We start from the raw sequence: 22482 nt of genomic DNA on the forward strand, positions 1-22482 counted from the left end.
TTTGCTTGATCGCCTGCTCCAAGTACGGCAATCCGGAGAGGTCCTGGCCGCCGGAGGCCGTGCAAAGCGCTCCGCTTGTATGGTCGCCCGTGCTCTTTCAGCCTGCGTTCGCCGCATGCCAGAAGAGCGTGCCCGCCGTGATCCTACCGCCCTCGTCCACATGCTCGAAGAGCTTGCGGGTAACGGCCTCGTCGTACTTCTCGGGGTCGTGGGAGCACCAGCTAAGGAACGTGTCGTGGTCGCCTCCAGCGGCCTCGTAGCTGATGCCGATGTTCTTCCAAGTCTCGTAGTTCTTGGGCGGCTCCATAGAGAGGAACGCCAAGTCGGCCTTCTCCTTATCGTTCATGCTGGCTCACCCCGCAATCGAGCTGCGAGGCGGCGCTCCCCGTGACCGAGCTGTAAGATGCAGCCACGACAGGCCCCCGGCCTGTCCACTCGCCGCCGGTGGCCCCGCCGCCAAGTATACGGCCACCGGTGTCATTTTCCTTGAATGCTTCCATAGGCATCGCTAGTCCTCAATGCCGAGCATGTCGCAGATTTTCTGCCCGCTGATCGCCCAGGTGCCGCCGATCATCATCGCGGGGAGCGTCCCGTCCGCGCACCACTTCTGGACTTGGCGCAGGCTCCACCCGCCAATCTCGGCCACGTGCTTAGGGGGTCTCGCACACCTTCACGTCCGCGCGCCGGATTTGCGAGCAGCCGAGCGGCTCCTTCCCATGCCCTATTCTCGCCTTTGTACCGAGCCATTCAGTCACCGCCCTAACCTCTGAGCTACTAATGACGTGTGATCACGGTTAAGACTGTACAAGAGCGAATTGCCGCGTTTAACTGTGGTTATGTAGTGCAGCAGTGGCAAAACTGCTTGACGGCGCGGGACTTCCATTTTGCTTTGCGACTGCTTGGACGGCCAAATTGCTCATTTGCTGACTTATAGCAATGCCCCAACGGCACCGTCGCGTTCGCAAACAGCCGCGGCCAACAGCAAGAACATCAGCAATTCCGTCGGCATGCATCGGACGTCCGCCGCTGGGGTATCCTTGGAGCACATGCACCGCAAGCCGCACAAAGGAGCCGCCATGCGCACCGAGCTCGATGTTCCCTTTTCGCACAAAGACCAGGCCAAGGCCCTGGGCGCCAAGTGGGACCGGGTCAAGAAGATCTGGTACGTGCCCGATGGCGTCAACCCCGAGCCCTTTGCCGCGTGGCTGCCCGGCGTGGATCGTTCCGACCCCAGCGCGCCCTACATCTATCTGGTGCTTGGCAAGCGCGAATGTTGGAAGTGCCACGAGCAGACGACGGTCGCGGCCTTTGGCATTCCGTATCGGTTGGCCGAGGACTCGGGCAGCAAGGCCGCGCCCGGCGCTGCGCCCGCCATGGACGACGCGGGCCACATCGCGATCGACACCGCCCGCGCCAACGCCATAGCCATCGTTCCCGCGCTGGGCTGCGTGCCGGCCGAGATCCGCGACTACCTGCGCGAGCGCTGCGGCTACAAGCCCGTAACGTCGCGCACCACCAAAACCGTATCGCTCGCCAGCACCTGCACCGCCTGTGGCGCGCTGCAAGGCAGCCATTACCTGTTCGAGGAGCCCATGTCGCCGTTTGCGCTCACGGCTATCAACAAGCTGCCCGCGCTGGAGTTCGTGCGCGTGGAAGTCGCCGGCGTCTTTGGCATCCACGCCAGACAGGGCAACTTTGACCAGGCACTTTTTACCTGGGCACGCGACCACCACACCCAGTTCCACAAGCCCCTGTGCGAGGGGATCTACCTGTAAGATATCTTAGGTACCGGCGAGCGCTCCTGGCGGCAAGGTATCGCCCAAAGGCAGAAGCACCCGACAGACAATTAGGTGTCCGCATCGTCATACACGACATCGATACCACAGCCGTGACAGCGTCCGGGGCGCACCAGCATGTGAAGACGGTCTTGTTACAGTCCCAAAATATGCTCCAAATAGCCCTTGTTAAACCAGAACGATTGCCTGGTCATCCAACGTCCGTCGGGCAACTCGTAGGCGTTCCTCGCAATATCGCCGATTTCGGTTCCGTCGGCGAATCTGTACGCAGCTTTTGAGGTATGCGGGCGGACGTGAACGATCGGGTTGTCTGCCATACCGGGCAGGTTGTTGGTCACTTTGAGCTTTCCGCTTGCATCCCGATACGGATTGAGCTCAACGCCCTCGCGAATGACCTTTCGTGTCTCATCCCAACAAGCCTTTGCGGGGCCTTCGATTTCGTTTGCCGGCATTGCCCAGAATAGGCAGCGGTCAAGGCGCCACTCCCCCTCGTGGTCCTCACGGAACACGACAAAGAAGAAACGACTGGTCTCAAGGCGCGCACGGAAGGAAGACGTTTCCCAATCCTCATTGATTAGCTGCTTAAACTCAAACGGAGGGAAGGACATTGCTTGCTCGATGTGCCCCCTCTTATTAACGCGACAAGCGCGGACGTTAATCCCAGCCTTAACGAACTCCTCGGCAGCATTGTTTTTTATGCCGAGCATGCGATAAACGAGTGTCGTCCATTGCGCCTTGTTTCCTGTGTATTCCAAGCCGTACTGCTCCGCAATCTGGCGATCAGTTTCGCCATAGTGTTGCTCGATCAGTCCAGTTACGTAGCTTTCGAAATCAATGGACTCGTCGTCGCCTCGAACGATGCTCTCGCCGATACGCGGGGCACCGAGAACATAGGCGTGAAGCACATAGTCCATGTACGAGCGTTTGAGAGAAAAGGCGCGACGCTTCGCGCGACGGCGTTCGATCTCGCCCGTATCGGTATTGAAGTACTCGTAGTACTGGTCGACCCACATTGTCGCTTCGGTTGCGCCCTTTGTGCAGGCGCCCAAGTAGGTGGTCATGCCCTCCGACAGCTCGTCTGCGCGACCATCCTGAATGTACGAAATGATTTTCTCGTAGTCGGCGCGAATGATCTTCATATCCTCTTCGGGCAGACGAACCATGACTGCACGCTCAATGCGCTGGTCGTATTTGTCGATGGAGCGGTCACGGCCGTAATAAATCAGCAGGATATTGCTGAGCTTGGTCTTGAGATGCGAGCTGTCGTAGTCGAGCGAAACGGGACGGTCGTAGGGAATCATCGTCAAGACAAGACGTTCACCGGCAGATTTACGACCGTCTTTAAGTACGTCAAAACACGTTGCCTTGAGCTCGACACCCGCCTCGGGAAAGTCCGGCCGGTCGTCGCTGTTGGCCTTGTAGCCAAAGTAACGCTCCTCGATCAGGGTTCCCATACCGCCCTTGTACTTCTTGGATCCAAAGTCCTTAGGCGCGCTCTCCCCCTCCGGCGCAATGCCAAGCTCCAGAATGTCGCGAAACGTCATCCCGTCGAGATTGGCAGCATACCGCTCGATGCTAGAGGGGTCAGAAAAATCAGTATCGTCAAGCATGCGCTTGAAATCGAGGTGCTTCTTGGACATGGCAAATCCTCTCGAAATAAGACATGATCTAATACGTATGCTACTGTAAATTCGGGTTATACCGTGAAGATCCCCTAAGGGATCTTCCATTTGCAACCCGATTTCTGTACCCTTGATCTTTGCATTTGCAGCGATTTGGGGGAGTGAGTATGTCAGAGGTCAAAATCGCCGAGCTTTTTGCTGGCGTCGGCGGATTTCGTTTGGGCCTCGAAGGCTATGCTGACCCTCGTTATCCAGATTTCTACATGAAGCCCGCCGGACCCTTTCGCACCATTTGGGCCAATCAGTGGGAACCGCCCGGAACCAAGGCTCGTCAGTTCGCGGCACGCTGCTATATGGACCGCTTTGGCGAGGATTCCGTAGTCAACGAAGATATCAATAAAGTCCTGGAACAGGCTGAAGCCGGAGAGGTTGAAATCCCCGACGTCCAGATGGTTGTCGGCGGCTTCCCTTGCCAGGATTACTCCGTCGCTCGCCCGCTTAACCAGGCACATGGCATCGAGGGCAAGAAGGGTGTCCTTTGGTGGGACATCTACCACTTCCTCGAGATGAAGAAGCCGCGCTTCGGTCTCTTTGAGAATGTCGATCGTCTGCTCAAGTCGCCCGCGTCTCAGCGCGGTCGCGACTTCGCCATCATCCTAAGCTGCCTTGCCGACCTCGATTACACGGTCGAATGGCGCGTGGTCAACTCCGCGGAATATGGTTTTCCCCAGCGTCGCAAGCGTGTTTATATCTTCTGCGAAAAGGACGCTGGCAAGGTTGATCTCGTTGATCGCATGCACAACGGCGTCATGGCTAAAGCCTTCCCCGCCATCTATCCCGACGAGATGTCCGAGCTCGATGTTTTACCCGACCCCTACGAGAACTCAACTCGTTTTGGCGTCGGCCAAAAGACCTCTCAATTCAAGAATGCTGGCGTCATGCAGGGCTGTCATGTTCTGACCTGCGACTTTGCCGAGGACTATCACGGTGAGCGCCACGTGCTTGGCGACGTGCTTGTCGACGAGGCTTATGTCCCGGAGCAGTTCTACATCTCCGACGAAAAGCTTCCCGACTGGCGCTACCTTAAGGGCAGCAAGCGCGAAGAGCGCACTAACAAAAAGACAGGCTTTACGTACACGTATTCCGAAGGAGCCATGAGCTTCCCGGATGCCACCGACAAGCCGAGCCGCACCATCCTCACAGGAGAAGGCGGCACGGGAGCGAGCCGCTTCAAGCACGTCATCGAATGTCCCGATGGCCGTTTCCGCCGTCTTGTTCCCGACGAGCTCGATCAGCTTCAGGGATTCCCGAAAGGCTGGACCGATACGGGCATGACTGACGGCCATCGAGCCTTCTGCATGGGCAACGCACTCGTCACCGGCGTGCCCCATCGCATTGGCGAAGCTATGGTCGAAGTGTACAGCCTCTAAGGCAAGCAATCAGGAGCCGGCAGTTCACGCTGTCGACTCCGTTTTTTCCATCCCACTTCCCTGTATACTGATGTAGCACGTGTTTCATCCGGGCTTGTTGGGCCGGGTCGTTCATGGGAGGTTCTTGTGGCTGTTTCGAATCCGCCTAAGGGAAGCGTTTCTTCTTCGTCCATCAAGCCGGTTACGCGCAAGGCCGTGCGTTGCCAGCGCGAGGTCGCTTGGCTTGTCACGCAGGCAGCAGGCAGACTCGTGGCGAGCACGGAGGACGTCAATGCTCCCACACCGAGCTTTGTGCTGGCAGCGGCGCTGAATCGAGTACGCCAGCTGGAACTCGTCGCACAAGAAGACGGCAGCCATCTTGGCTACCAGGACGCTATGGCGCCCGACCTGTTGACCTTTTGTCGCATGACCAAATTGCCCGCCGCGCCCAATACGCTTTCGGACGCAGGCTACATGTTTACGCTCTCGGGCGCGGACCTTATCCGCGACATCTATGCATACTGCAGCGAGCTCGCCGAGCGCCACGTCTTTGACGCGGCAGAAGTCAAACCGGGAAATGTCATCAAGCTGGTTCTTAGGCTGTTCTTGATGGACGGGTTCGGGGCCATGCCGGCGTAAGCCGAGTCTTTAGCATCACCGTCGACTGAGCAACAACCGCTTTACCTTAGTGGACGCCAATTGAGGGTCGATTATTGGGTCGCCTCGTCCACTAACGCATTTATTCCACGCGCTCTGACAGTCGATACTTGCGGTTGCGGCTCGTCGCCGGCGCCGTGGGCTCAAGCTCGCCTTGAGCAATGAGCGCGTTGACGCGCGACCTAACCTGGGAAATTGTAAGCCCCGTGCGTTCTGCCAGCTCACGCGTCCCCAGCTCGCCGTAGTGTTTGAGTGCCGCCACAATTAAGCCCCCGCCATGATCGACCGGCTCGATCTTTGAACGGTAAAGTACGACCTTGAACCGATCGAACCCCGGGCAGAACAGGGGCTCGGCCAGACCATGCGCGCGCATGGCATCGATCATCATCGGGATGCCCGAGCCATTGCCCTCAGCCGGCGAACCTGCGCCATCCGGCAGCGGGACAATCGACATGAGTTTCACGAGCGTCGCGTTACGGCATCGGGAGCTGCCGTCAAACAAGTTCTCGCGAGTCTTTCCCCCGTAAAGGCCGCCAGGATTCGTCACCTCGACACGATCGTCAAAGACGTCGACGGCAATCGATTGTCCACAGAACCGATCCCCGTATTCTCGATGGATTACGGCGTTGGCGATTGCCTCGCGCAGAACCTCCTCGGGAATCTCAAGCGAGTCGACACGCGAGACACCTTGGACGGTCGAGGTTCGCCGCAAATTCTTGGCGACGGCTGCGACGGCATCCGAGATCATCTCGCCCAACGTTCCCTCACAGATTGTGCGGTCCATGAATCTCAGCGACCCCGCCATGCCCTTCTGAGTTCCCGCATGGACAGCCACGTCAATGAAGAGCTTGGGATAGAACTGCTGAGGGTAGGTGCCCACAACTAGGAGTCCAGCCTTGGTGACATTGCCCTGGGAATCAAGGATATTTAGGCGCTCCAGCTTCGTTTGTTTGTCCGGCGCGCCGCGCATTGCCCGGGGCGTCAACGAGAAAGCCCGATCTATCGTACGGTCGACCAGCGTCTCGTCGAGATTGTCCGCGCCCGCACCCGCCACCGCGTCGCGATCGCTCGGAGTCGCTCGACCGTATGACGCCAATGCGAGCACCTCGGTCGATGAAAGCGGCACATCTTTGTCATCGATGCGCTTGTAGCTGCCGCCCTGGGCGCCCCGCTCTATGACATAGCAGGGCTTGCTCGACGGATCGAGCTCCTCAATCGTAATGACGAGAACGATGACGTCCTGAAGCTCCACTCGCTCGATCGTGTATTTAGGCGGATTGGCCAGCTTTCCTCGACCGCCGGCATCGCCCATGCCCGCCACGAATTGGTTGAGCACTTTCTCGGTCTCAAAGTTTGCAACTGGGACAAAACCCGCGCGCTCACTCACTCCGAGTACGATGATGCCGCCGGCGGTGTTTGCGAAAGCGCTGACCGTTTCCCATACGTCGCGGGAAAGCGTTGTGGCGCTCTCCTTGACCTCGACGTTAAGATCGTCCGAGCCCATGCGCCTTAAAGACTCGAGCAGACCGGTCAGTTCGTTTTCGTTCATCTGCACGTCCTTTCGCTCGGTTCTGCGAAGAATGCCGCGAATGGATTTCCTTCGTCTCTCAGTTATCTCTCGTAATTATCTCTCATCTTTCTGTTATCTCTCATATTAGAAATGAGTGAGAGATAACAGATAAGATGTCTGCCATCTGTTTCATATAAACATGTTTTTGCTGGTAGAACAATCGGTATTGAGATAATACCATGATTGCTTGTCTCTTTGCTGCTCAGTTATCTCTCATATTTATCTCTCGTCTTTCTGTTATCTCTCGTATTCGTGACGAATGAGAGATGTGCGGGCGGCGGATGAGTGTGGATTTTGGACGGTCGGGAAATGAGGGTGGATATTTGGACGGTATTTGGGCGTTTTGAGGCTGATTCCGTCCGAAAATCCACTCTCATTCGATAGGCGTCCAAGTTTCCACGCTCGCGCGGCGGGCACGCGGGGCCTTTACCCAATCCGCTGGCATCGTCTCCAGTTCGCCGCAGGGTCGCGGCCCCATATGGGTATACTCTCGTGGATTCGACTCGATTCGCCCCCGCTGGGGCGTCAAAGGAGACTGCATATGCCCACCACCTCAACCGACCCGCGCGCCGCAGCCGCTGCACTGCTGGTGCCCGGCACTACCTGCCACGGCTTTGCCGTCGAGCGCCGCGAGACCGTGCCCGAGCTCGACTCGGACGCTTACGTGCTGCGACACACTGCCTCGGGCGCTCGCCTGCTGTACCTGGCGTGCGACGACGAAAACAAGGCCTTTGCCATTGGCTTTAAGACGCCGCCGGCCGATTCCACCGGCGTGTTCCATATTCTTGAGCACTCGGTGCTGTGCGGATCGGCTAAGTTCCCCGTCAAGGAGCCGTTTGTCGATCTGATCAAGAGCTCCATGCAGACGTTTCTCAACGCCATGACCTACCCCGACAAGACCATCTACCCCGTTGCCACCACCAACGAGCAGGATCTGTACAACCTGATGGACGTGTACCTGGACGCGGTGTTCAACCCGGCCATCTATACCAAGCCCACCATTTTTGAGCAGGAGGGCTGGCACTACGAGCTGGACCTGCCGGAGAGCGTCGAGGGCGAGGGCGACGGCGGCTCCGCGAGCCTGCGCGAGGGCACGCTGCGCTATAACGGCGTGGTGTTCAACGAGATGAAGGGTGCGCTGTCCGACCCCATGAGTGTGCTGGACGACGCCGTCAACGCCGCGCTCTACCCCGACACCGCCTATGCGCACGAGAGCGGCGGCGACCCGCGCGCAATCCCTGCGCTCACCTACGAGCAGTTCCTGGACACGCACGCGCGCCACTACAATCCTTCCAACTCCTACATCACGCTCTACGGCGACCTGGACGTGGACCGCGCGCTGGCCTTTTTGGACGAGCGCTATCTGTCGCAGCCGAGTGCCGCGAGCCGCCGCATGGACGCTGCCGTTGCCGCCGGCGAGGACCCGTCCACGCTGGCGCCCAATCCGCTGGGCGTGCAGGCGCCTGTGACCTGCGAGTACAAGCGTATCGAGATGGCCACCACGCCCGAAAACGCCTTGGTGGGCCTGGGCCTTGTGCTGGGCAGCGCGCTCGACCGCAAGCGCACGATCGCGGCGGATATCCTGTTCGAGGCGCTGCTGGGCTCCAACGAAGCGCCGGTTAAGAAGGCCATTCTGGCGGCAGGTCTGGGCGGCAACGTGGTGAGCTACACCGCGGCCGAGAGCCTGCAGCCCTACGAGCTCATCATGCTGCAAAACGCGCAGCCCGGCGTGGCGCGCGAGCTGCGCCGCGTGTTCCAGGACGCCTGCCGCGACCTGTGCGAGCACGGCGTTCCGCGCGAGCGTCTGGAAGCCATCATCAGCAGCAACGAATACGACCTGCGCCAGCGCGACTACGGTATCGCCGACGGCGTGGCCATTGCGTGCGACGCGTTGAGCACTTGGCTCTACGATGACGACGCCGCGACGCTGGCGCTCAAGTACGGCCCGGTGTACGAGGAGCTGCGTGGCGAGCTGGACGGCAACTATTTTGAGGACCTGCTGCGCGAGCTCGTGCTGGAAAACGACCACATGGCTCTGGTCGAGCTGGTTCCGATAGACGCTGCCGAGGGTGCGGAGGGCGCCGAAGCTGCCGAGCTGGCTGCCAAGCGCGACGCCATGACCGATGCCGAGCTGGCGGACGTGGTCGAGCGCACGGCCGCGCTGCGTGCCGCGCAGGAGGCCGAGGACAAGGCCACGCTACCGCGTCTGCGCGTGTCCGACATTGGCGCGGCGCGCCCCGAGCCTCCGCTCGTTGTGGACACGACTGCGCCCATCCCCTGCCTGCGCCACGACATTCCCACCAACCGCCTGGCCTACGCCATGCAGTACTTCGACCTGAGCTGCGTCGCATTTGAGGACCTGCCCTACGTGACGCTGCTCTGCCGCCTGCTCAAGCAGCTGCCCACGCGCGAGCATTCGGCCGAGGAACTCGACAACCTGCTCGCCGGCAAGCTGGGCTTTTTGAGCTTTACGACCGAGGTCATGACGCAGCCCGACGTGGACGGCGTGCGCCCCTACCTGCTGGTGAGCGCCGGCGCCCTGTCCGAGAAGATCGACGCGCTGGCGAGCCTGCCGCGCGAGGTGTGGTCGAGCACGCTTTTGCTCGATGCTGACGCCGACCGCGTGCGCGACGTGCTCACGCAGATTCGCATTGGGCTTGAGCAGGGATTTATCAACAACGGTCACTCGGCGGCGCTGGGTCGCGCGATGAGCTACAGCTCGCCTTCGGCCGTGGTACGCGAGCAGCTTTCGGGCGTGGACTTCTATCTGTTCCTGCGCGATCTGCTCGAGCACTTTGACGAGCGACTGGACGACTTGCGCGCCAAGCTTGCCGCTCTGGCAGACCGCATCTTTGTGGCCGATGGCTGCATGGCGAGCTTTACCGGCAGCGACGAGGACTTCGATGCGTACTGGGATGCCGCAGGCGACCTGGGGCTTGGCGCGGGCGACGGTGCTGGCAGCGGCACGCTCGTGGTGCCGGCGCCGCGCGACCGTCACGAGGCTTTCGTCATCCCCAGCGACATCTGCTTTGCGGCGCGCGCGTGCGATCCGCGTCGCCTGGGCATCGACGTGACGGGCGCTTGGGCGGTTGCCGCCAACGCGCTCTCCTACGACTACCTGTGGAACGAGATCCGCGTGAAGGGCGGTGCGTACGGCTGCGGATTCCGCGCGGCCGGCGAGCGCCAGACTGCGTTCTACACCTACCGCGACCCGGCGGTCGACCCCTCGATTGAGCGCGTGGCGCGCGCAGGCGCATGGCTCGGCAGCTTTGAGCCCGACGAGGCCGCCTTCGAGGGCTTTATCGTGAGCTGCGTGAGCGGCATGGACGCGCCCGTGAAGCCGTACGCGCTCACCAAGCGCCGCAATACGACCTACCTGGCTGGGCTCGATCCGCACGCGCGCGAGGAGCGTCGCGCCCAGATGCTCGCGGCCACACCCGCTGAGCTGCGCTCGCTCGGCGCCGACGTGACGCGCATCGCAGCCGCGTCGCCCACCTGCGTCTTTGGCGGCCGCGACGTCGTCGCCAAGAGCAACTCCGGCTTTACCGTCGTCGACCTGCTGGCCTAGCCACAGCTAAGCAAAACCACCACAAAGGGGACAGGCACCTTTGTGGTGGTACGAACGCTTGTTCTATACGTACATATGTTCTATAGTAGGGTTGCTTGCATCAGCGTCAGATTGCAACTAGAATGTAGTTGCAGAATGTGAGGCCGAGATGACCCGGGTCGATAAACTTATTGCTCAACTGCTCAGTTGCCCTTCGACGTATAGATTTGCCGACTTTCTTAAAGTTATGACGTCATATGGCTTTGAGATGGACAGCAAGGGCAAGACATCCGGATCGCGCATTCGCTTTTACAGGCCATCGGACGGCAGGATGTTCGTGATGCATGCGCCCCACCCATCTGATGAGTTGACGGCGGGCACCATTCGAAACATTGTTCGTTTTCTACAGGATGTCGGAGGCTGCCATGAGTAACGTTTTAGCTTACAAGGGCTACTTTGCCCCGGTCGAGTTCGATGCCGAGCAGCATGTATTAACGGGCATGGTCGCAGGCATTAGGGACGCAATTGTGTTCGAGGGCTCTACAGTCGAAGAGGTGGAGCAGTGCTTCCACGACGCCGTTGACGACTATCTTGAGTTTTGCGCGGAAAAGGGCAAGGAGCCCGAGCGGGCTTTCAAGGGCTCGTTTAATGTAAGGACAGGCTCTGAACTCCATAAACAGGCCGCGTTGGCAGCCGCTAAAAAGGGCGAGTCACTCAATAAGTTTGTAGCTGAAGCAATCGCCGCGGCGTTATAGCGTTTACGCGTAGAGCCAAACCACCACAAAGGGGACAGGCACCTTTGTGGTGGTTTTGGGTAAGTCCGTCGCGTTTGCCCAGATAAAACCTGCCAAAATAAACCTGTCCCTTTTTGGTAGGTTTGGGAGATGAGGCTGGGATGGATAAGGCTGAGTTGCGGCGGGCGGTGATTGCTCGGCGCGATGCTATTGATCTGGATGTTCGGGCAGCGAAGTCTGCTGTTGTATGCGCACGGCTTGTTGAGCTGATGGAGTCCAGCGACACTACGGGCCAACGCACCGTTGCCGTCTATGCCGCCATGGGTTCCGAGGTCGACCCCGCCGCGTTTGCCGCCGCGGCCGTCGCGCGGGGCTGGCGCGTAGCCTATCCGTGCATGCTCTCGGCAACAGACGCCATGGCTTGTGGCCAGCGCATGTGCATGCGGGCAGTCTCTGCCGGCAATGCGTCCGAGGCCCCGTTTATCGCCCACCCTACGCGGGCCTTCGCAGCCACGGACGTCGACAGCGACCACTTCCCCATCGTGCCCGCCAAGGCTCTCGACATGGTTGTGGTGCCGCTCGTGGCTTTCGACCGAACCGGTGCGCGCCTGGGCTACGGCGGAGGCTGCTACGACCGCTACCTGCCCATGCTCTCGCCCGCATGCCAAATCATCGGCATCGCCTTTGACGAGCAGCGTGTCGACCACGTTCCCACCGACGCCCACGACCTGCCACTGCCCAACATCGTCAGCGCCTAGCCGCCGCTGTATCGCACCCGCAAGATGAGCGTGGAAAATCTCCCACTTTGAGCCCCCTTACGAGCCAAAAACGGGAGATTATCCACACTCATTCAACAAGCGTCCGAAAATCCACGCTCGGCCGTCCGATTTTCCACGCTTGTCCAGCCAAACGCCCTGCAACTGCCTCAGCACGCACGCGGCACGCCGGCGACCTTGAGCTTGCGATCGAGCTTTGTCGGATCCCTTAGATCATCCCAGCACAAGCGCACAATCTTGCAGTTATCAAGCAGCGAAAGTCTCGACTCGCGCTGACGCTCATCGAACTGCGCCTTCGCGAGCTTGCCCTCCTCCGCCGCCTTCTCGCTTTTAACGAATCCGTCGAACTCCCCGATAATCAGCCGGTCGCCCACGCGCCACAAGTAGTCGACGCGATACGGTCGTCCCGGCTCAACCGGGTCGAACAGCTCAACTTGCAGCTCCGGCGTCTGCCAACCGCGCTCGATCATCAGGGCACGCGCCTTGGACTCGCCGCCACTTTCCGACAGCCCATCGGCACATCGTGCAACCCTGCGCGCCGTCACAACGCCGCGACGATTCAGACCAAGCTTGTCGACAGTCTCAACGAGATGCTCCTTCGACAAAAGTTGCTCATGGAGCGCCGAGTCCGCGATGATCAGTCCCTCGACAAACGATGCATCGACCAAGCAATCCGTAATCGTTTGATCGATATCGGTTACGGCGATATCCATCTGGGTGGCCCGTGTTTGACGAGCATAGCGATGACGAATGACCTGAGAGCCCGGCGTCGTCGATTGGGCTGGCATCGCGGCGATATGGATGTGCGTCAAATTGGCATGCGAAACCGAAAGGCCATAGATAACAGCCGCCGTATAGGAGCAAAATGTCCAGTCGGGGTGCTTTTGCGCAAGCGCCCGCACCCGATGCAGATAACGCTGCCGAAACTTGAGCTCGGACCAGTATTCCGGACGCGCATACAGCCCCGGCATGACCGCTTCGAGACTTCCCGCCTCCGCCCGCCGCTCAATCTGCTTTGCCTCCGCCGCCGTGCGCGCGTACACGCAGCTCATCTGCTGTTCGCATGCTTTAATGTGACTTGCAAGCCTTTGATTCGCCGTCATGTTTCCCATGTCGCCTCCCAAATCTTGGAACGGCGCAAACGTACCAGACGGTTTCATGCGAAGTCTGACCAAATACCGTCCAGGCGCTGACCAAATGCTTGACGGTTTTGGACGTTTTAGGCTGATGTCTTATATCTGCAGGTAGGGCGGTTGTCGAGAGGTCCCTGTCTCCACATTTTGAGGCCTTAGTCCATCGGATTATCAGAAAGAAAAACCCGTCGAGATTCAAGACTACGCCAAATGCGACTTTGCCTCTGCACGCACCGTCGCTTAGCCGAGCCATCGGCATCTACATGCCTAAAAAATGAGCGTGGATAATCTCCCGTTTTGAGCCTAGTTTCAAGCCAAAAGTGGGAGATTATCCACGCTCGATTTGTAAATGTCCGAAAATCCACGCTCGTCCGTCCGGATATCCACGCTCGTCACGCCGCCGGCACAGCAGCAGCCGTAGCCTAGTGCTCCTCGCCGGCGCGGGCTAGGTCGTAGGGCGTGGTCTGGTAGACGTAGTAGTTGAGCCAGTTGGTGTAGAGCAGCTGAGCCTGGCTGCGCCAGACGTTGCGCGGCTCGGCGGTGGGGTCGTCACCTGGGAAGTAATGCGCCGGCACCTGGGGGTTGAGCCCGCGCTTCACGTCGCGCTCGTACTCCAGACGCAGCGTGTCGGTATCGTACTCGGGATGGCCAAAGACAAAGAAGCGGCGGCTGTCGGTCGACTTGACGATGTACAGGCCCACCTCGTCGGACACGGCCACGACCTCGAGCTGCGGCTCGGCCTCCACGTCCTCGCGGCGCACATCGGTGTTGCGCGAATGCACGGCATAGAAACGGTCGTCGAAGCCGCGGACCAGCGGGCTTTGCGGCTTCACCAGATAATGCTCGAACACGCCGCTCGCCTTTGCCGGCAGGTCGTGCTTCTGGATACCGTAATGATGGTACAGGCCGGCCTGTGCGCCCCAACAAATGTGCAGCGTAGAGTGCACATGCGTGGTGGACCAATCCATGATCTGGCAGAGCTCGGGCCAGTAGTCGACCTCTTCGAACGGCATCTGCTCCACCGGCGCGCCCGTGATGATCAGGCCGTCATAGTGGATGTCGCGGATGTCGTCGAACGTGCGGTAGAACGTCTCCAGGTGGCCGGCGCTTACGTGCGTGGCCTCGTGCGTCTTGGTGCGCAGCAGGTCCACCTCCACCTGCAGCGGCGTGTTGGAGAGCTTGCGCATGATCTGCGTCTCGGTGGCGATCTTGGTGGGCATGAGGTTGAGGATGAGCACGCGCAGCGGACGGATGTCCTGGTGCAGCGCGCGGTACTCGGTCATGACAAAAATGTTCTCGCTCTCGAGCTGCGCAGCGGCAGGAAGGGCGTCGGGAATACGAATGGGCATGGATGCTCCTTACGAGTCAGTTGCAGCTATGGTACAACGAGCGGCCCCATCCGCGCGAGCACATCGCCCAGCGATGCCGTCAGCGGCCAAATCACTCCAAAAGTAGAGATTAAGGCATGTCCCAAAAATCTGCGACGCTTTAGCCTAGCAAAGTGGTAGCAGGACGCTACAATGGTTCGACGCGAAAAACTCGGCCGGAAGGATACATATATGTACCAGACGCGTAAGATCGGTGTGGTCGGCCAGGGCCACGTAGGAGCACATGTCGCCAACAGCCTGCTCATGCAGGGCATTGCCGATGAGCTGTACCTGTGCGATATCAACGAGGCCAAGGTGACGTCCGAGGTCCAGGACCTGCGCGACTCCCTTTCGTTTGTCCCGTACAACACCAAGATCGTCAACTGCTACGATCACTACGAGGAGTTGGCCTGCTGCGACGTCATCGTCAACGCCGCCGGCAAGGTCGCACTGGCCGCCGGCAACCGCGACGGCGAGCTGTTCTTTACCACCGACGCCACCCGCACCTTTGCCAAGCGCATCGTCGACGCCGGCTTTGACGGCATCTTCGTGAGCATCTCCAACCCCTGCGACGTCGTGTGCACCGAGCTGTGGCACCTGACCGGCTACGATCCCAAGAAGATTATCGGCTCGGGCTGCGGCCTGGACTCCGCCCGCCTGCGCACCGAGATTTCCAAGAAGGTCGGCGTGAGCCCCAAGTCCATCGACGCCTACATGATCGGCGAGCACGGCTTTAGCCAACTGGCCGCCTTTAAGGCCGCAACCATCGCCGGCAAGAGCCTCACCGAGCTTCAGGCCGAGAACCCCGACAAGTACGCCTTCGACCACATGGAAGTCGAGGAGCTCGCGCGTAAGGGCGGCTATGTGACCTACCAGGGCAAGCAGTGCACCGAGTACGCCGTCGCCAACTCCGCCGCGCGCGTCTGCGCCGCCGTGCTGCATAACGAGCACGCCGTGCTTTCGGCCTCTACGCTTATGACCGGCCAGTATGGCGAGGAGGGCATCTTCACATCCCTGCCGTGCGTGATCGGTGCCGAGGGCGTCGAGGAGGTCTACACGCTCGACCTGTCCGAGTACGAGCTCGAGGGCTTCCACAAGAGCTGCCAGCACATCCGCGACAACATCGCCCAGCTCGACTGGTGGGACGCCGAAGGCGTTGTCGGCAAGTAGACCGCTGGCTGCCGCAACTTTACGAATCTAAGCGCGATACTAAGCGGGCCGCGCCGGCAATCCCCGGCGTAGCCCGCTTTTTTTGACTCGCGCAGTGCCCTTGCGAATCGAAGGTGAATGTTTTTCCGCGAAGTGAACGAGCAAAATTGGACCCCCGAAGCATCGACATTTTTCAGGCGCTGTTTCCTGCGGTTTCGTCGAGTTTTTCCTGCGGTTTTGCCGCCAAAAAGTGTGGATGCTTCAGGGGCTCAAAACAGGTCGTTCACTTCGCGGAAAAGTATTCACCTTCGTTTTCGCGCAGACACGAATCCGGCCGCCACAACGCAAAACGGGGCCCGCGCGCAGCGCAGACCCCGTCAAAAAAGATAATTCCCGGTACCTAGTACTGCTCGATGCCCATGTAGCGACGAACCTCGGGGCTGTGGTCGAACACCTTGCCGCGAGCGGCACGCAGCTCGCAGCTCATCGCATAGAAGAAGATCGGCTCCAGGAACGAACGCACGCTGGTGGGCACCTCGCCCACGCCGTACTCGAGCGCATCGAGCACCATGACCGTATCGGTGTGCGTGTTGAGGAACGCCAGCGCGCGCTCCTCCATGGGGCGGCACTCGCCCGATCCGAGCTGTACAAAGTAAAACACGCCGGGCTCGGTGGCCTCGAACGGGCCGTGGAAGTACTCGCCGGAGTGGATGTAGCAGCAGTGCTGCCACTGCATCTCCATGAGCGAGCAGATGGCCATGGCGTAGGTCTGGCTAAAGTTGGGGCCGGATCCCAGGATATAGAAGAACTTGTGCTGCTGGCAGAGCTCGGCAAAGCGATCGCCCAGCTCGGCGTTGACCTTCTCGCGGGCGGCGGGCAACAGCGCATCCATCTGCTTGAGGCCGGCGTACATGTCGGCAAGCGCCTCGTAACCCTCCTGCTGGTCGAGCAGTTCGGCGGCGATCAGAGCGCCGATACCCTGCGGTACCTCGGCCTGCGGCACGCCCTCGCCCCACGGATAGACCCAGGTGGTCCACTTGCCGTTATCGATCTTGGAGCCCTCGCAGTCGGTCATGGCCACGACCTCGGCGCCGGCGGCCAGCGCCATCTCGCAACCGTCGACGACCTCCTGCGTGTTGCCGCTGTGGCTGCAGGCGATGACGAGTGACTTCTCGCCAAGACTCTTGGGAGCCATCAGGCAAAACTCGCGTGCCGTGTAGACCGTCGAGGTAAACGTGGTTGCCTCGCGCTTGAGCAGCTCGTTGGCCGGCATCAGGTCGATCATCGAACCGCCGCAGGCGATCCAAAAGACATTCTCGATCTTGCCCTTGCGCTCGATGATTTCCTGAATCAGATCGTGTGCGTTCATGGTGATGCCCCTTCTTGTGTGGCGGTTTTGAACGACTGCAGCTCGTACCTGCAGTCGTTCTATGTTGTCCTATTTATAGCACGCACGACGACGCCCGTGAAGTCATTTCACCAAACTTGTTCTATATTGTTCTATCTGTGGACGTTAGATGTCGAACACGTAGCGCGAGCCCACGATCTTTTGGCGTCCGAGCAGCAAGGGCCGCCCGTCCGCATCCGTAAAGTACGCCTCCATATAAAACAGCGGCTCGCCGACTGGCACCTCCAGCAGCGGGGCCGCCTGAGCATCGGCAAGCGCAATCTCCACGGTGCAGGGGTCGGACTTGAGCGGCGCACGGCCCGAATGCTCGGCAACGAGCGCAAAGATGGAATTGTCCGTGAGGTCCTTGTCGGCAAGCGTCTGCAGATAGGGATGATCGGCCAGCACAAAGGCGTTGTTCTCGAGCATGACGGGCACGCCATCTGCCGTACGCACGCGCTCGACAACGATGAGCTCGCAGCCGGGTTCCACCCCAAAAAACGCCGCGTCCTCGCGCGTCGCCGCAACCACCGTGCGCGACACCAGGCGCGCTCCGGCCACCATGTCGTTGGCAGCGCAGCCCTCGGAAAAGCTCTGAACGTCGCCCTTCTGGACAATCTTGCGCTTGAGCTTGGGCGCACACACAAACGTGCCCCTCCCCTGCTGGCGGTTGAGATACCCCGCGCGCGACAGTTCCTCGACGGCGCGGCGCACGGTGACGCGCCCCACGCCGTAAGACTTCGCGAGCTCCATCTCGGAAGGAATGCGCGAGCCGGATGCGTACACGCCGCGCGCAATCTCGCCCTTTAGGTCGTCCATAACCTGCTGGTACAGCGGCACGGCGGACACCTCAGTGCGCTCGGTTTTATCGTCGGATGTCATCGTTATGCTCCATTCCGTGCATGCTCGAACTCAAACTCTTCAATCGCCGCCATAAACTGCTCGCCAAAGGCATCGGCCTTTTTCTCGCCGATGCCGTTGACCTGGATAAGCTCGTCGCGCGTCTGCGGGCGTAGGCGGCACAGGCCGCGCAGAGCCTTGTCGGAGAAGACCATGTACGGCGCCATCTCCAGCTCGGTCGAAATCTCCTTGCGCAGGGCACGCAGGCGCTCGAACAGCTCGGCATCGTCACCCACGCGCGGGCGCTGATCCAGCTCGGCCTCCTCGCGCAGCAGATCCACCGCACGGCGGGCGCGAGCCGAGGCCTTGCGCTTGGACGCGCGACGCTTAACGGTAAAGGCGAACGCTTCGTCCTCGACCTCGGCGGCGCGCGGGCCCAGCCCCACGACCGGGTACTGCCCCTGCGAGGTGGCCAGGTAACCGCGGCCGCACAGCTGGCCGATGATGTCCTTGATGCGCCCGACCGATTCGCTTGACAGCTCACCGTAGCCGCGGTCCTCGTCCAGATGCATCTGGCGAATGCGCTCGGTGTTGCCGCCGTGGAGCACGTCGGCGATGAGCGACTTGCCAAAGCGCATGGGTCGCGTGGCCACATAGCGCACGGCGGCGCGGGCCATATCGGTGACGTCCTCGACCTCGAACTGCGTGAGGCAATTGCTGCAGTTGCCGCAGCCGTCGGCCTCGTCCATAGCGGTGCCGCCCGCACCAGCCGCGGCAGTATGCTCGGCCGCGGCCTCGTCGCCAAAGTAGCGCAGCATGTATTCGCGCAGGCAACCGGTGGTATTGCAGTAGCCCTCCATCTGGCTGAGCAGACGATATCGATTCTGGAGCGCCCACGCGCGCTGCTCGTCGTCAAGCGCCTCATCGGCAGCATCGCCGCGGTCGATCAGAAAGCGGCGCATGCGAAAATCGTTGCCGTTCCACAACAGGTAGCAGCTGGCCGGATCGCCATCGCGGCCAGCGCGGCCCGCCTCCTGGTAGTAGGCCTCGATGCTCTCGGGCACGTTGTTGTGAATCACGTAGCGCACGTTGGGCTTGTCGATGCCCATGCCAAAGGCGTTGGTGGCAACCATCACCTGGATATCGTCATCGATAAAGGCGCGCTGGCTTTGGCGGCGGGCGTCGTTGCCCATGCCGGCATGGTAGCGGCCAACGCGAATGCCGCTGGGGCCCAGCGCCTCGGCAAGCTCGCCTGCCAGCGCATCGACCGTCTTGCGGGTCGAGCAATACACGATGCCGCTCTCGCCCGAATGCGCGATCACATAGTCGCGCACCCACGCTGCCTTGGCTTTGTCGCCCATCTCCTCGCAGCCAAAGTAGAGGTTCTTGCGATCGAAGCCCGTCACCACCGTCGCGGGATTTTGCAGGCCGAGCATCTGCTGAATGTCCGCGCGCACGCGCTCGGTTGCCGTAGCGGTAAAGGCCGCCACGATGGGGCGCTGCGGCAGTGAGTCGATGAACTCGCGAATCTGCAGGTAGGCGGGGCGAAAATCCTGACCCCATTGGCTCACGCAGTGGGCCTCATCAATGGCCACGAGCGGCACGCCAATGCCGCCGTCCGCCGCGGCCTCCTGCGCAAAGGCCAAAAAACGCGGCTCGAGCAAGCGCTCGGGCGCCACGTACATAAGCTGGTAGCGGCCCTCGCGCGCCCGCTTGAGCACAGTGTTTTGCTGGGCCGGAGTAAGGCTGGAGTTGAGATAGCTGGGTCGCGCACCCGCCGCGAGCAACGCACGGGTCTGGTCCTCCATAAGCGACAGCAGCGGACTCACCACAAAGGTGATGCCGGGCAGCATGAGCGCGGGCACCTGGTAGCAAATGGACTTGCCGGCGCCCGTGGGCATAACACCCAGCGCATCACGACCGGCAAGGATCGCATCGACCATGCGGTCCTGTCCCGGGCGAAACGAGGTGTAGCCAAAATAGGCGCCGAGCGTGTCGAGCGCCATCTGCTGCATGCTATCGGTCATGGTTTCCTAACGTTCAAGTCATCTGCCGCCGATTATACGCCGCCACGCAGACAGCAGCACACGGCCGCCGCCCAGACTAGTCGTTTAAGAACGCCCCCAACGGCTAATCTCTTGACAAACGCGGAATTATCGTAGGTTGAGCATAAGTCAGCGAAAACGCCCCTAGGCGAGCAAGGTGACGTGAAAGAGGAGGGAAGCGTACTTTTGTACGCGACCGACGATTGAACGTCAGATTGCCGCTTAGGGGCGTTTGCAGCGTCGACCGGTCCGCCGTTCGTTAGAACGGCGGAACCAAAGGCGCAGCGTCAAGCCGTTACGCGGTTTGGTAAAACCGCGTAACTTACATGACCATAACGTAGCGCGATCCCACGTAGTACTGCTTACCCATCAGGACCGGCTCTCCATTGGGACCGGTAAAGCTGGCACGCAGGTTGAGCAGCGGATCGTGCGGAGCAATGCCCAACTCGGCCGCCTGCTCGGTATTGGCACGAACGGCCTCGACCGTGCGGTAGCCAACCGAGACAATCGGGATTCCGCCAACACGCTCGACCTCGGCAAAAATCGACTTGTCCTCAAGATCGGCCGTCAACAGCTCGCGGTAGGCATCAAACGGCACAAAGATGTTCTCCTCAAAGATGGGCTCGCCGTCGGCCGTACGCACGCGCTTGATATGCAGCAGCAGCGCATCCTTCTGCAGGCCAAAGAACTCCATCTCGTTTTGGCGCGCCGGGACAATCTGGCGATCGATCACGTGCGCACCGGCCTTCATGCCATTGCCGGCACACAGCGCGGTAAACGTCTGCAACGTCGAGGCGTGAAACTGGCGATTGATGTGCGGCGTGGAGACAAAGGTGCCACGGCCCTGCTGCTTAACCAGGTAGCCATCGGAGCACAGCTCCTCGACGGCGCGGCGCACCGTAATGCGGCTCACGTCGTACTGCTCGGCTAGCTCAAGCTCGGACGGAATACGCTCCTTGGGTGCATAAACACCTTTCTCGATCGCATCCTTGATTTCGTCGTAAATCTGCTGGTAAAGCGGTGCATTTTTGGGCGCAGGCATATCTAATCACTCTTATCGAAATATTGAAATAACTAATACGTATATAACGTCTAGTTTCATGTTACCTCATATTGATAAAACGATACACCCTCCCTACCAAAAAGCGACAGCTTCATTTTGGTAGGTTTTATCTGGGCAAACGAGAGCCCCTCGAAAGCAACGAGGCTTTCGAGGGGCTCATTCGGATGGACTACGCTTGGCCGGCAAAATGCCAAAACCCTACTTCCCGTCATCCTGCTGCAGGCTGTCCTGCTCGCAGAGGTGCGCCCGCCTGCTGGCCATACGTGCGGGCTTGTCGGGATCGGGTACGGCCGTGGGCATGGGCTCGTCGACATGACCACCCCACCAGCCGCCCACAAAGTTGAGCGTGTGGAACACGTTGATCACGGCGCCGGGATCAATGTCGCACACCAGCTTGATAATGTCCTGACTCTCGTAGGTCGAGACAACGGCATGCAGCAGGTACATCTTTTCGCGGCTGTATCCGCCGATGACCTCGGCGCAGCTAATGCCGTGCTGAAAATGGTCAACATAGGCGGTCATGACCTCGTCTGCCTTGCGCGTCGTGATCTGCAGCGTCACGCGGTCGTAGCGACGATAGAAGCTGTCGATGGTCTTAGTCGAAATAAACTGGAACACGATGGAATACGCCGCCTTGTCCCAGCCAAACATAAAACCAAAGATCGCCAGGATAAAGCAGTTAAAACCAAAGATGACGCCCCAGATGGTCTTGCCCGTGTGGTTGGAAACCCACAGCGCGATAAAGTCGGTGCCGCCGGAGGATGCGCCGGACTTAAGCGCGATGGCAGCGCCCAGACCCGAGACCACGCCGCCAAAAATGATGAGCATAATCTTGTCGCCCAAAAACGGCGCGAAGTGAAAGACGTTGAGGAACAGCGACGAGAGCACGACCTGCATCATCGAGAAGATGACGAAGCGCTTGCTAATGCCGCTCCAGCATAGGAGCGCCACGGGAATGTTGAGCGCGAGCATACCGAGAGAGATGTCGATGTGAACGCCGCCCAGCGAGGTAACGCGATCGAGCAGGACCGCGACGCCGGTAAGACCGCTCGGAAGCAGGTCGGCGGGCCGAATGAACGCCTGGATCAGGAATGTCTGGAGAACGGCGGAAATGGCGACCGCCACGGCAGTAATGGCGCGGCGGACGATGGTAAGGCGGCCGAGCACGAGCACTCGGTCCGTGAGCTGATCGATGGCGTTCGCCACGCAGGCTCCTTTCGAAGGCAGATGTAGTTGTGGGGCATGCCCGCGATTGTAGCATGGAGTGTACGGGGGCGCTTCAATTCACCCTCCCTCGACAACCAAAGCGGGACCAACAACCCCCACGACCAAAGGCCCAAATTACAAGTGAGTAGACTTTTTACGATCTGCCGAGCACACCCAAAAC

At 60.2% G+C, this 22482-nt stretch carries 19 protein-coding genes; 8 read left to right on the forward strand and 11 right to left on the reverse strand.

Going from position 1 to position 22482, the window contains the following annotated elements; translation table 11 throughout:
* Nucleotides 1–97: 97 nt before the first annotated feature.
* Together ABG996_RS03540 and ABG996_RS03545 are read right to left on the reverse strand one after the other, a co-directional pair.
* On the reverse strand, nucleotides 98–346 hold the full coding sequence (locus ABG996_RS03540; RefSeq protein WP_117765514.1) for a PriCT-2 domain-containing protein: 249 nt from the start codon (nucleotides 344–346) through the stop codon (nucleotides 98–100).
* A 162-nt stretch (nucleotides 347–508) separates the two neighbouring features.
* Nucleotides 509–646: a helix-turn-helix domain-containing protein gene (locus tag ABG996_RS03545; RefSeq protein ID WP_138113932.1), complete on the reverse strand. Its 138-nt coding sequence runs from the start codon at nucleotides 644–646 to the stop codon at nucleotides 509–511.
* Between the two features lie 430 nt (nucleotides 647–1076).
* Here ABG996_RS03545 and ABG996_RS03550 point away from each other — a divergent pair, with 430 nt between their 5' ends.
* On the forward strand, nucleotides 1077–1775 hold the full coding sequence (locus ABG996_RS03550; protein ID WP_347478047.1) for a DUF5710 domain-containing protein: 699 nt from the start codon (nucleotides 1077–1079) through the stop codon (nucleotides 1773–1775).
* Nucleotides 1776–1930: 155 nt separating this feature from the next.
* Here the strand turns inward: ABG996_RS03550 and ABG996_RS03555 are convergent, their stop codons facing one another.
* Nucleotides 1931–3436 carry a Sau3AI family type II restriction endonuclease gene (locus ABG996_RS03555; RefSeq protein WP_347478046.1) on the reverse strand — a complete coding sequence of 502 codons (1506 nt, stop codon included), beginning with the start codon at nucleotides 3434–3436 and terminating at the stop codon, nucleotides 1931–1933.
* Between the two features lie 149 nt (nucleotides 3437–3585).
* On the opposite strand from ABG996_RS03555, the gene dcm reads away from it, so the two are divergent.
* Together dcm and ABG996_RS03565 are read left to right on the forward strand one after the other, a co-directional pair.
* On the forward strand, nucleotides 3586–4848 hold the full coding sequence (dcm, locus tag ABG996_RS03560) for a DNA (cytosine-5-)-methyltransferase (RefSeq protein WP_347478045.1): 1263 nt from the start codon (nucleotides 3586–3588) through the stop codon (nucleotides 4846–4848).
* 126 nt (nucleotides 4849–4974) lie between these two features.
* Nucleotides 4975–5466, forward strand: coding sequence for a hypothetical protein (locus ABG996_RS03565; protein ID WP_316365714.1), 492 nt, complete (start codon nucleotides 4975–4977; stop codon nucleotides 5464–5466).
* A 100-nt stretch (nucleotides 5467–5566) separates the two neighbouring features.
* Here the strand turns inward: ABG996_RS03565 and ABG996_RS03570 are convergent, their stop codons facing one another.
* Entirely contained in the window at nucleotides 5567–7033 is a 1467-nt protein-coding gene (locus tag ABG996_RS03570) for an ATP-binding protein (protein ID WP_347478044.1), read from the reverse strand.
* 562 nt (nucleotides 7034–7595) lie between these two features.
* On the opposite strand from ABG996_RS03570, the gene ABG996_RS03575 reads away from it, so the two are divergent.
* From ABG996_RS03575 to ABG996_RS03585, 4 genes are all read left to right on the forward strand, one after another.
* Nucleotides 7596–10622, forward strand: coding sequence for an insulinase family protein (locus ABG996_RS03575; protein WP_347478043.1), 3027 nt, complete (start codon nucleotides 7596–7598; stop codon nucleotides 10620–10622).
* A 148-nt stretch (nucleotides 10623–10770) separates the two neighbouring features.
* Nucleotides 10771–11034, forward strand: coding sequence for a type II toxin-antitoxin system HicA family toxin (locus tag ABG996_RS10820; RefSeq protein ID WP_138113918.1), 264 nt, complete (start codon nucleotides 10771–10773; stop codon nucleotides 11032–11034).
* Nucleotides 11027–11356, forward strand: a complete 330-nt coding sequence (locus ABG996_RS03580) for a type II toxin-antitoxin system HicB family antitoxin (protein WP_138113916.1) — start codon at nucleotides 11027–11029, stop codon at nucleotides 11354–11356. The genes ABG996_RS10820 and ABG996_RS03580 overlap by 8 nt, the downstream gene beginning before the upstream one ends.
* A gap of 140 nt (nucleotides 11357–11496) precedes the next feature.
* Nucleotides 11497–12093, forward strand: a complete 597-nt coding sequence (locus ABG996_RS03585; RefSeq protein WP_347478042.1) for a 5-formyltetrahydrofolate cyclo-ligase — start codon at nucleotides 11497–11499, stop codon at nucleotides 12091–12093.
* Between the two features lie 167 nt (nucleotides 12094–12260).
* Here ABG996_RS03585 and ABG996_RS03590 read toward each other — a convergent pair whose 3' ends face one another.
* Together ABG996_RS03590 and metA are read right to left on the reverse strand one after the other, a co-directional pair.
* On the reverse strand, nucleotides 12261–13223 hold the full coding sequence (locus tag ABG996_RS03590; RefSeq protein ID WP_347478041.1) for a hypothetical protein: 963 nt from the start codon (nucleotides 13221–13223) through the stop codon (nucleotides 12261–12263).
* A gap of 443 nt (nucleotides 13224–13666) precedes the next feature.
* The gene (metA, locus tag ABG996_RS03595) at nucleotides 13667–14593 is read right to left on the reverse strand and encodes a homoserine O-acetyltransferase MetA (protein ID WP_117773265.1); all 927 of its coding nucleotides are present in this window, start codon (nucleotides 14591–14593) and stop codon (nucleotides 13667–13669) included.
* A gap of 210 nt (nucleotides 14594–14803) precedes the next feature.
* On the opposite strand from metA, the gene ABG996_RS03600 reads away from it, so the two are divergent.
* Nucleotides 14804–15781 (forward strand): L-lactate dehydrogenase, encoded by a 978-nt coding sequence (locus ABG996_RS03600; RefSeq protein WP_347478040.1) that lies wholly within the window; start codon nucleotides 14804–14806, stop codon nucleotides 15779–15781.
* A 379-nt stretch (nucleotides 15782–16160) separates the two neighbouring features.
* Here the strand turns inward: ABG996_RS03600 and ABG996_RS03605 are convergent, their stop codons facing one another.
* From ABG996_RS03605 to ABG996_RS03625, 5 genes are all read right to left on the reverse strand, one after another.
* Nucleotides 16161–17129 (reverse strand): SIS domain-containing protein, encoded by a 969-nt coding sequence (locus ABG996_RS03605; protein WP_347478039.1) that lies wholly within the window; start codon nucleotides 17127–17129, stop codon nucleotides 16161–16163.
* Nucleotides 17130–17273: 144 nt separating this feature from the next.
* Nucleotides 17274–18029, reverse strand: a complete 756-nt coding sequence (locus tag ABG996_RS03610; protein ID WP_347478038.1) for a GntR family transcriptional regulator — start codon at nucleotides 18027–18029, stop codon at nucleotides 17274–17276.
* Between the two features lie 2 nt (nucleotides 18030–18031).
* On the reverse strand, nucleotides 18032–20014 hold the full coding sequence (locus tag ABG996_RS03615) for a RecQ family ATP-dependent DNA helicase (protein WP_347478037.1): 1983 nt from the start codon (nucleotides 20012–20014) through the stop codon (nucleotides 18032–18034).
* A gap of 340 nt (nucleotides 20015–20354) precedes the next feature.
* Complete coding sequence (locus ABG996_RS03620) at nucleotides 20355–21074, reverse strand: GntR family transcriptional regulator (protein ID WP_347478036.1); 720 nt, start codon at nucleotides 21072–21074, stop codon at nucleotides 20355–20357.
* A gap of 219 nt (nucleotides 21075–21293) precedes the next feature.
* Nucleotides 21294–22301, reverse strand: a complete 1008-nt coding sequence (locus ABG996_RS03625) for a YitT family protein (protein WP_347478035.1) — start codon at nucleotides 22299–22301, stop codon at nucleotides 21294–21296.
* Between the last annotated feature and the right edge of the window lie 181 nt (nucleotides 22302–22482).

This window comes from Collinsella aerofaciens (assembly GCF_039836695.1).
GTDB classification, from domain to species: Bacteria; Actinomycetota; Coriobacteriia; order Coriobacteriales; family Coriobacteriaceae; genus Collinsella; species Collinsella aerofaciens_BD.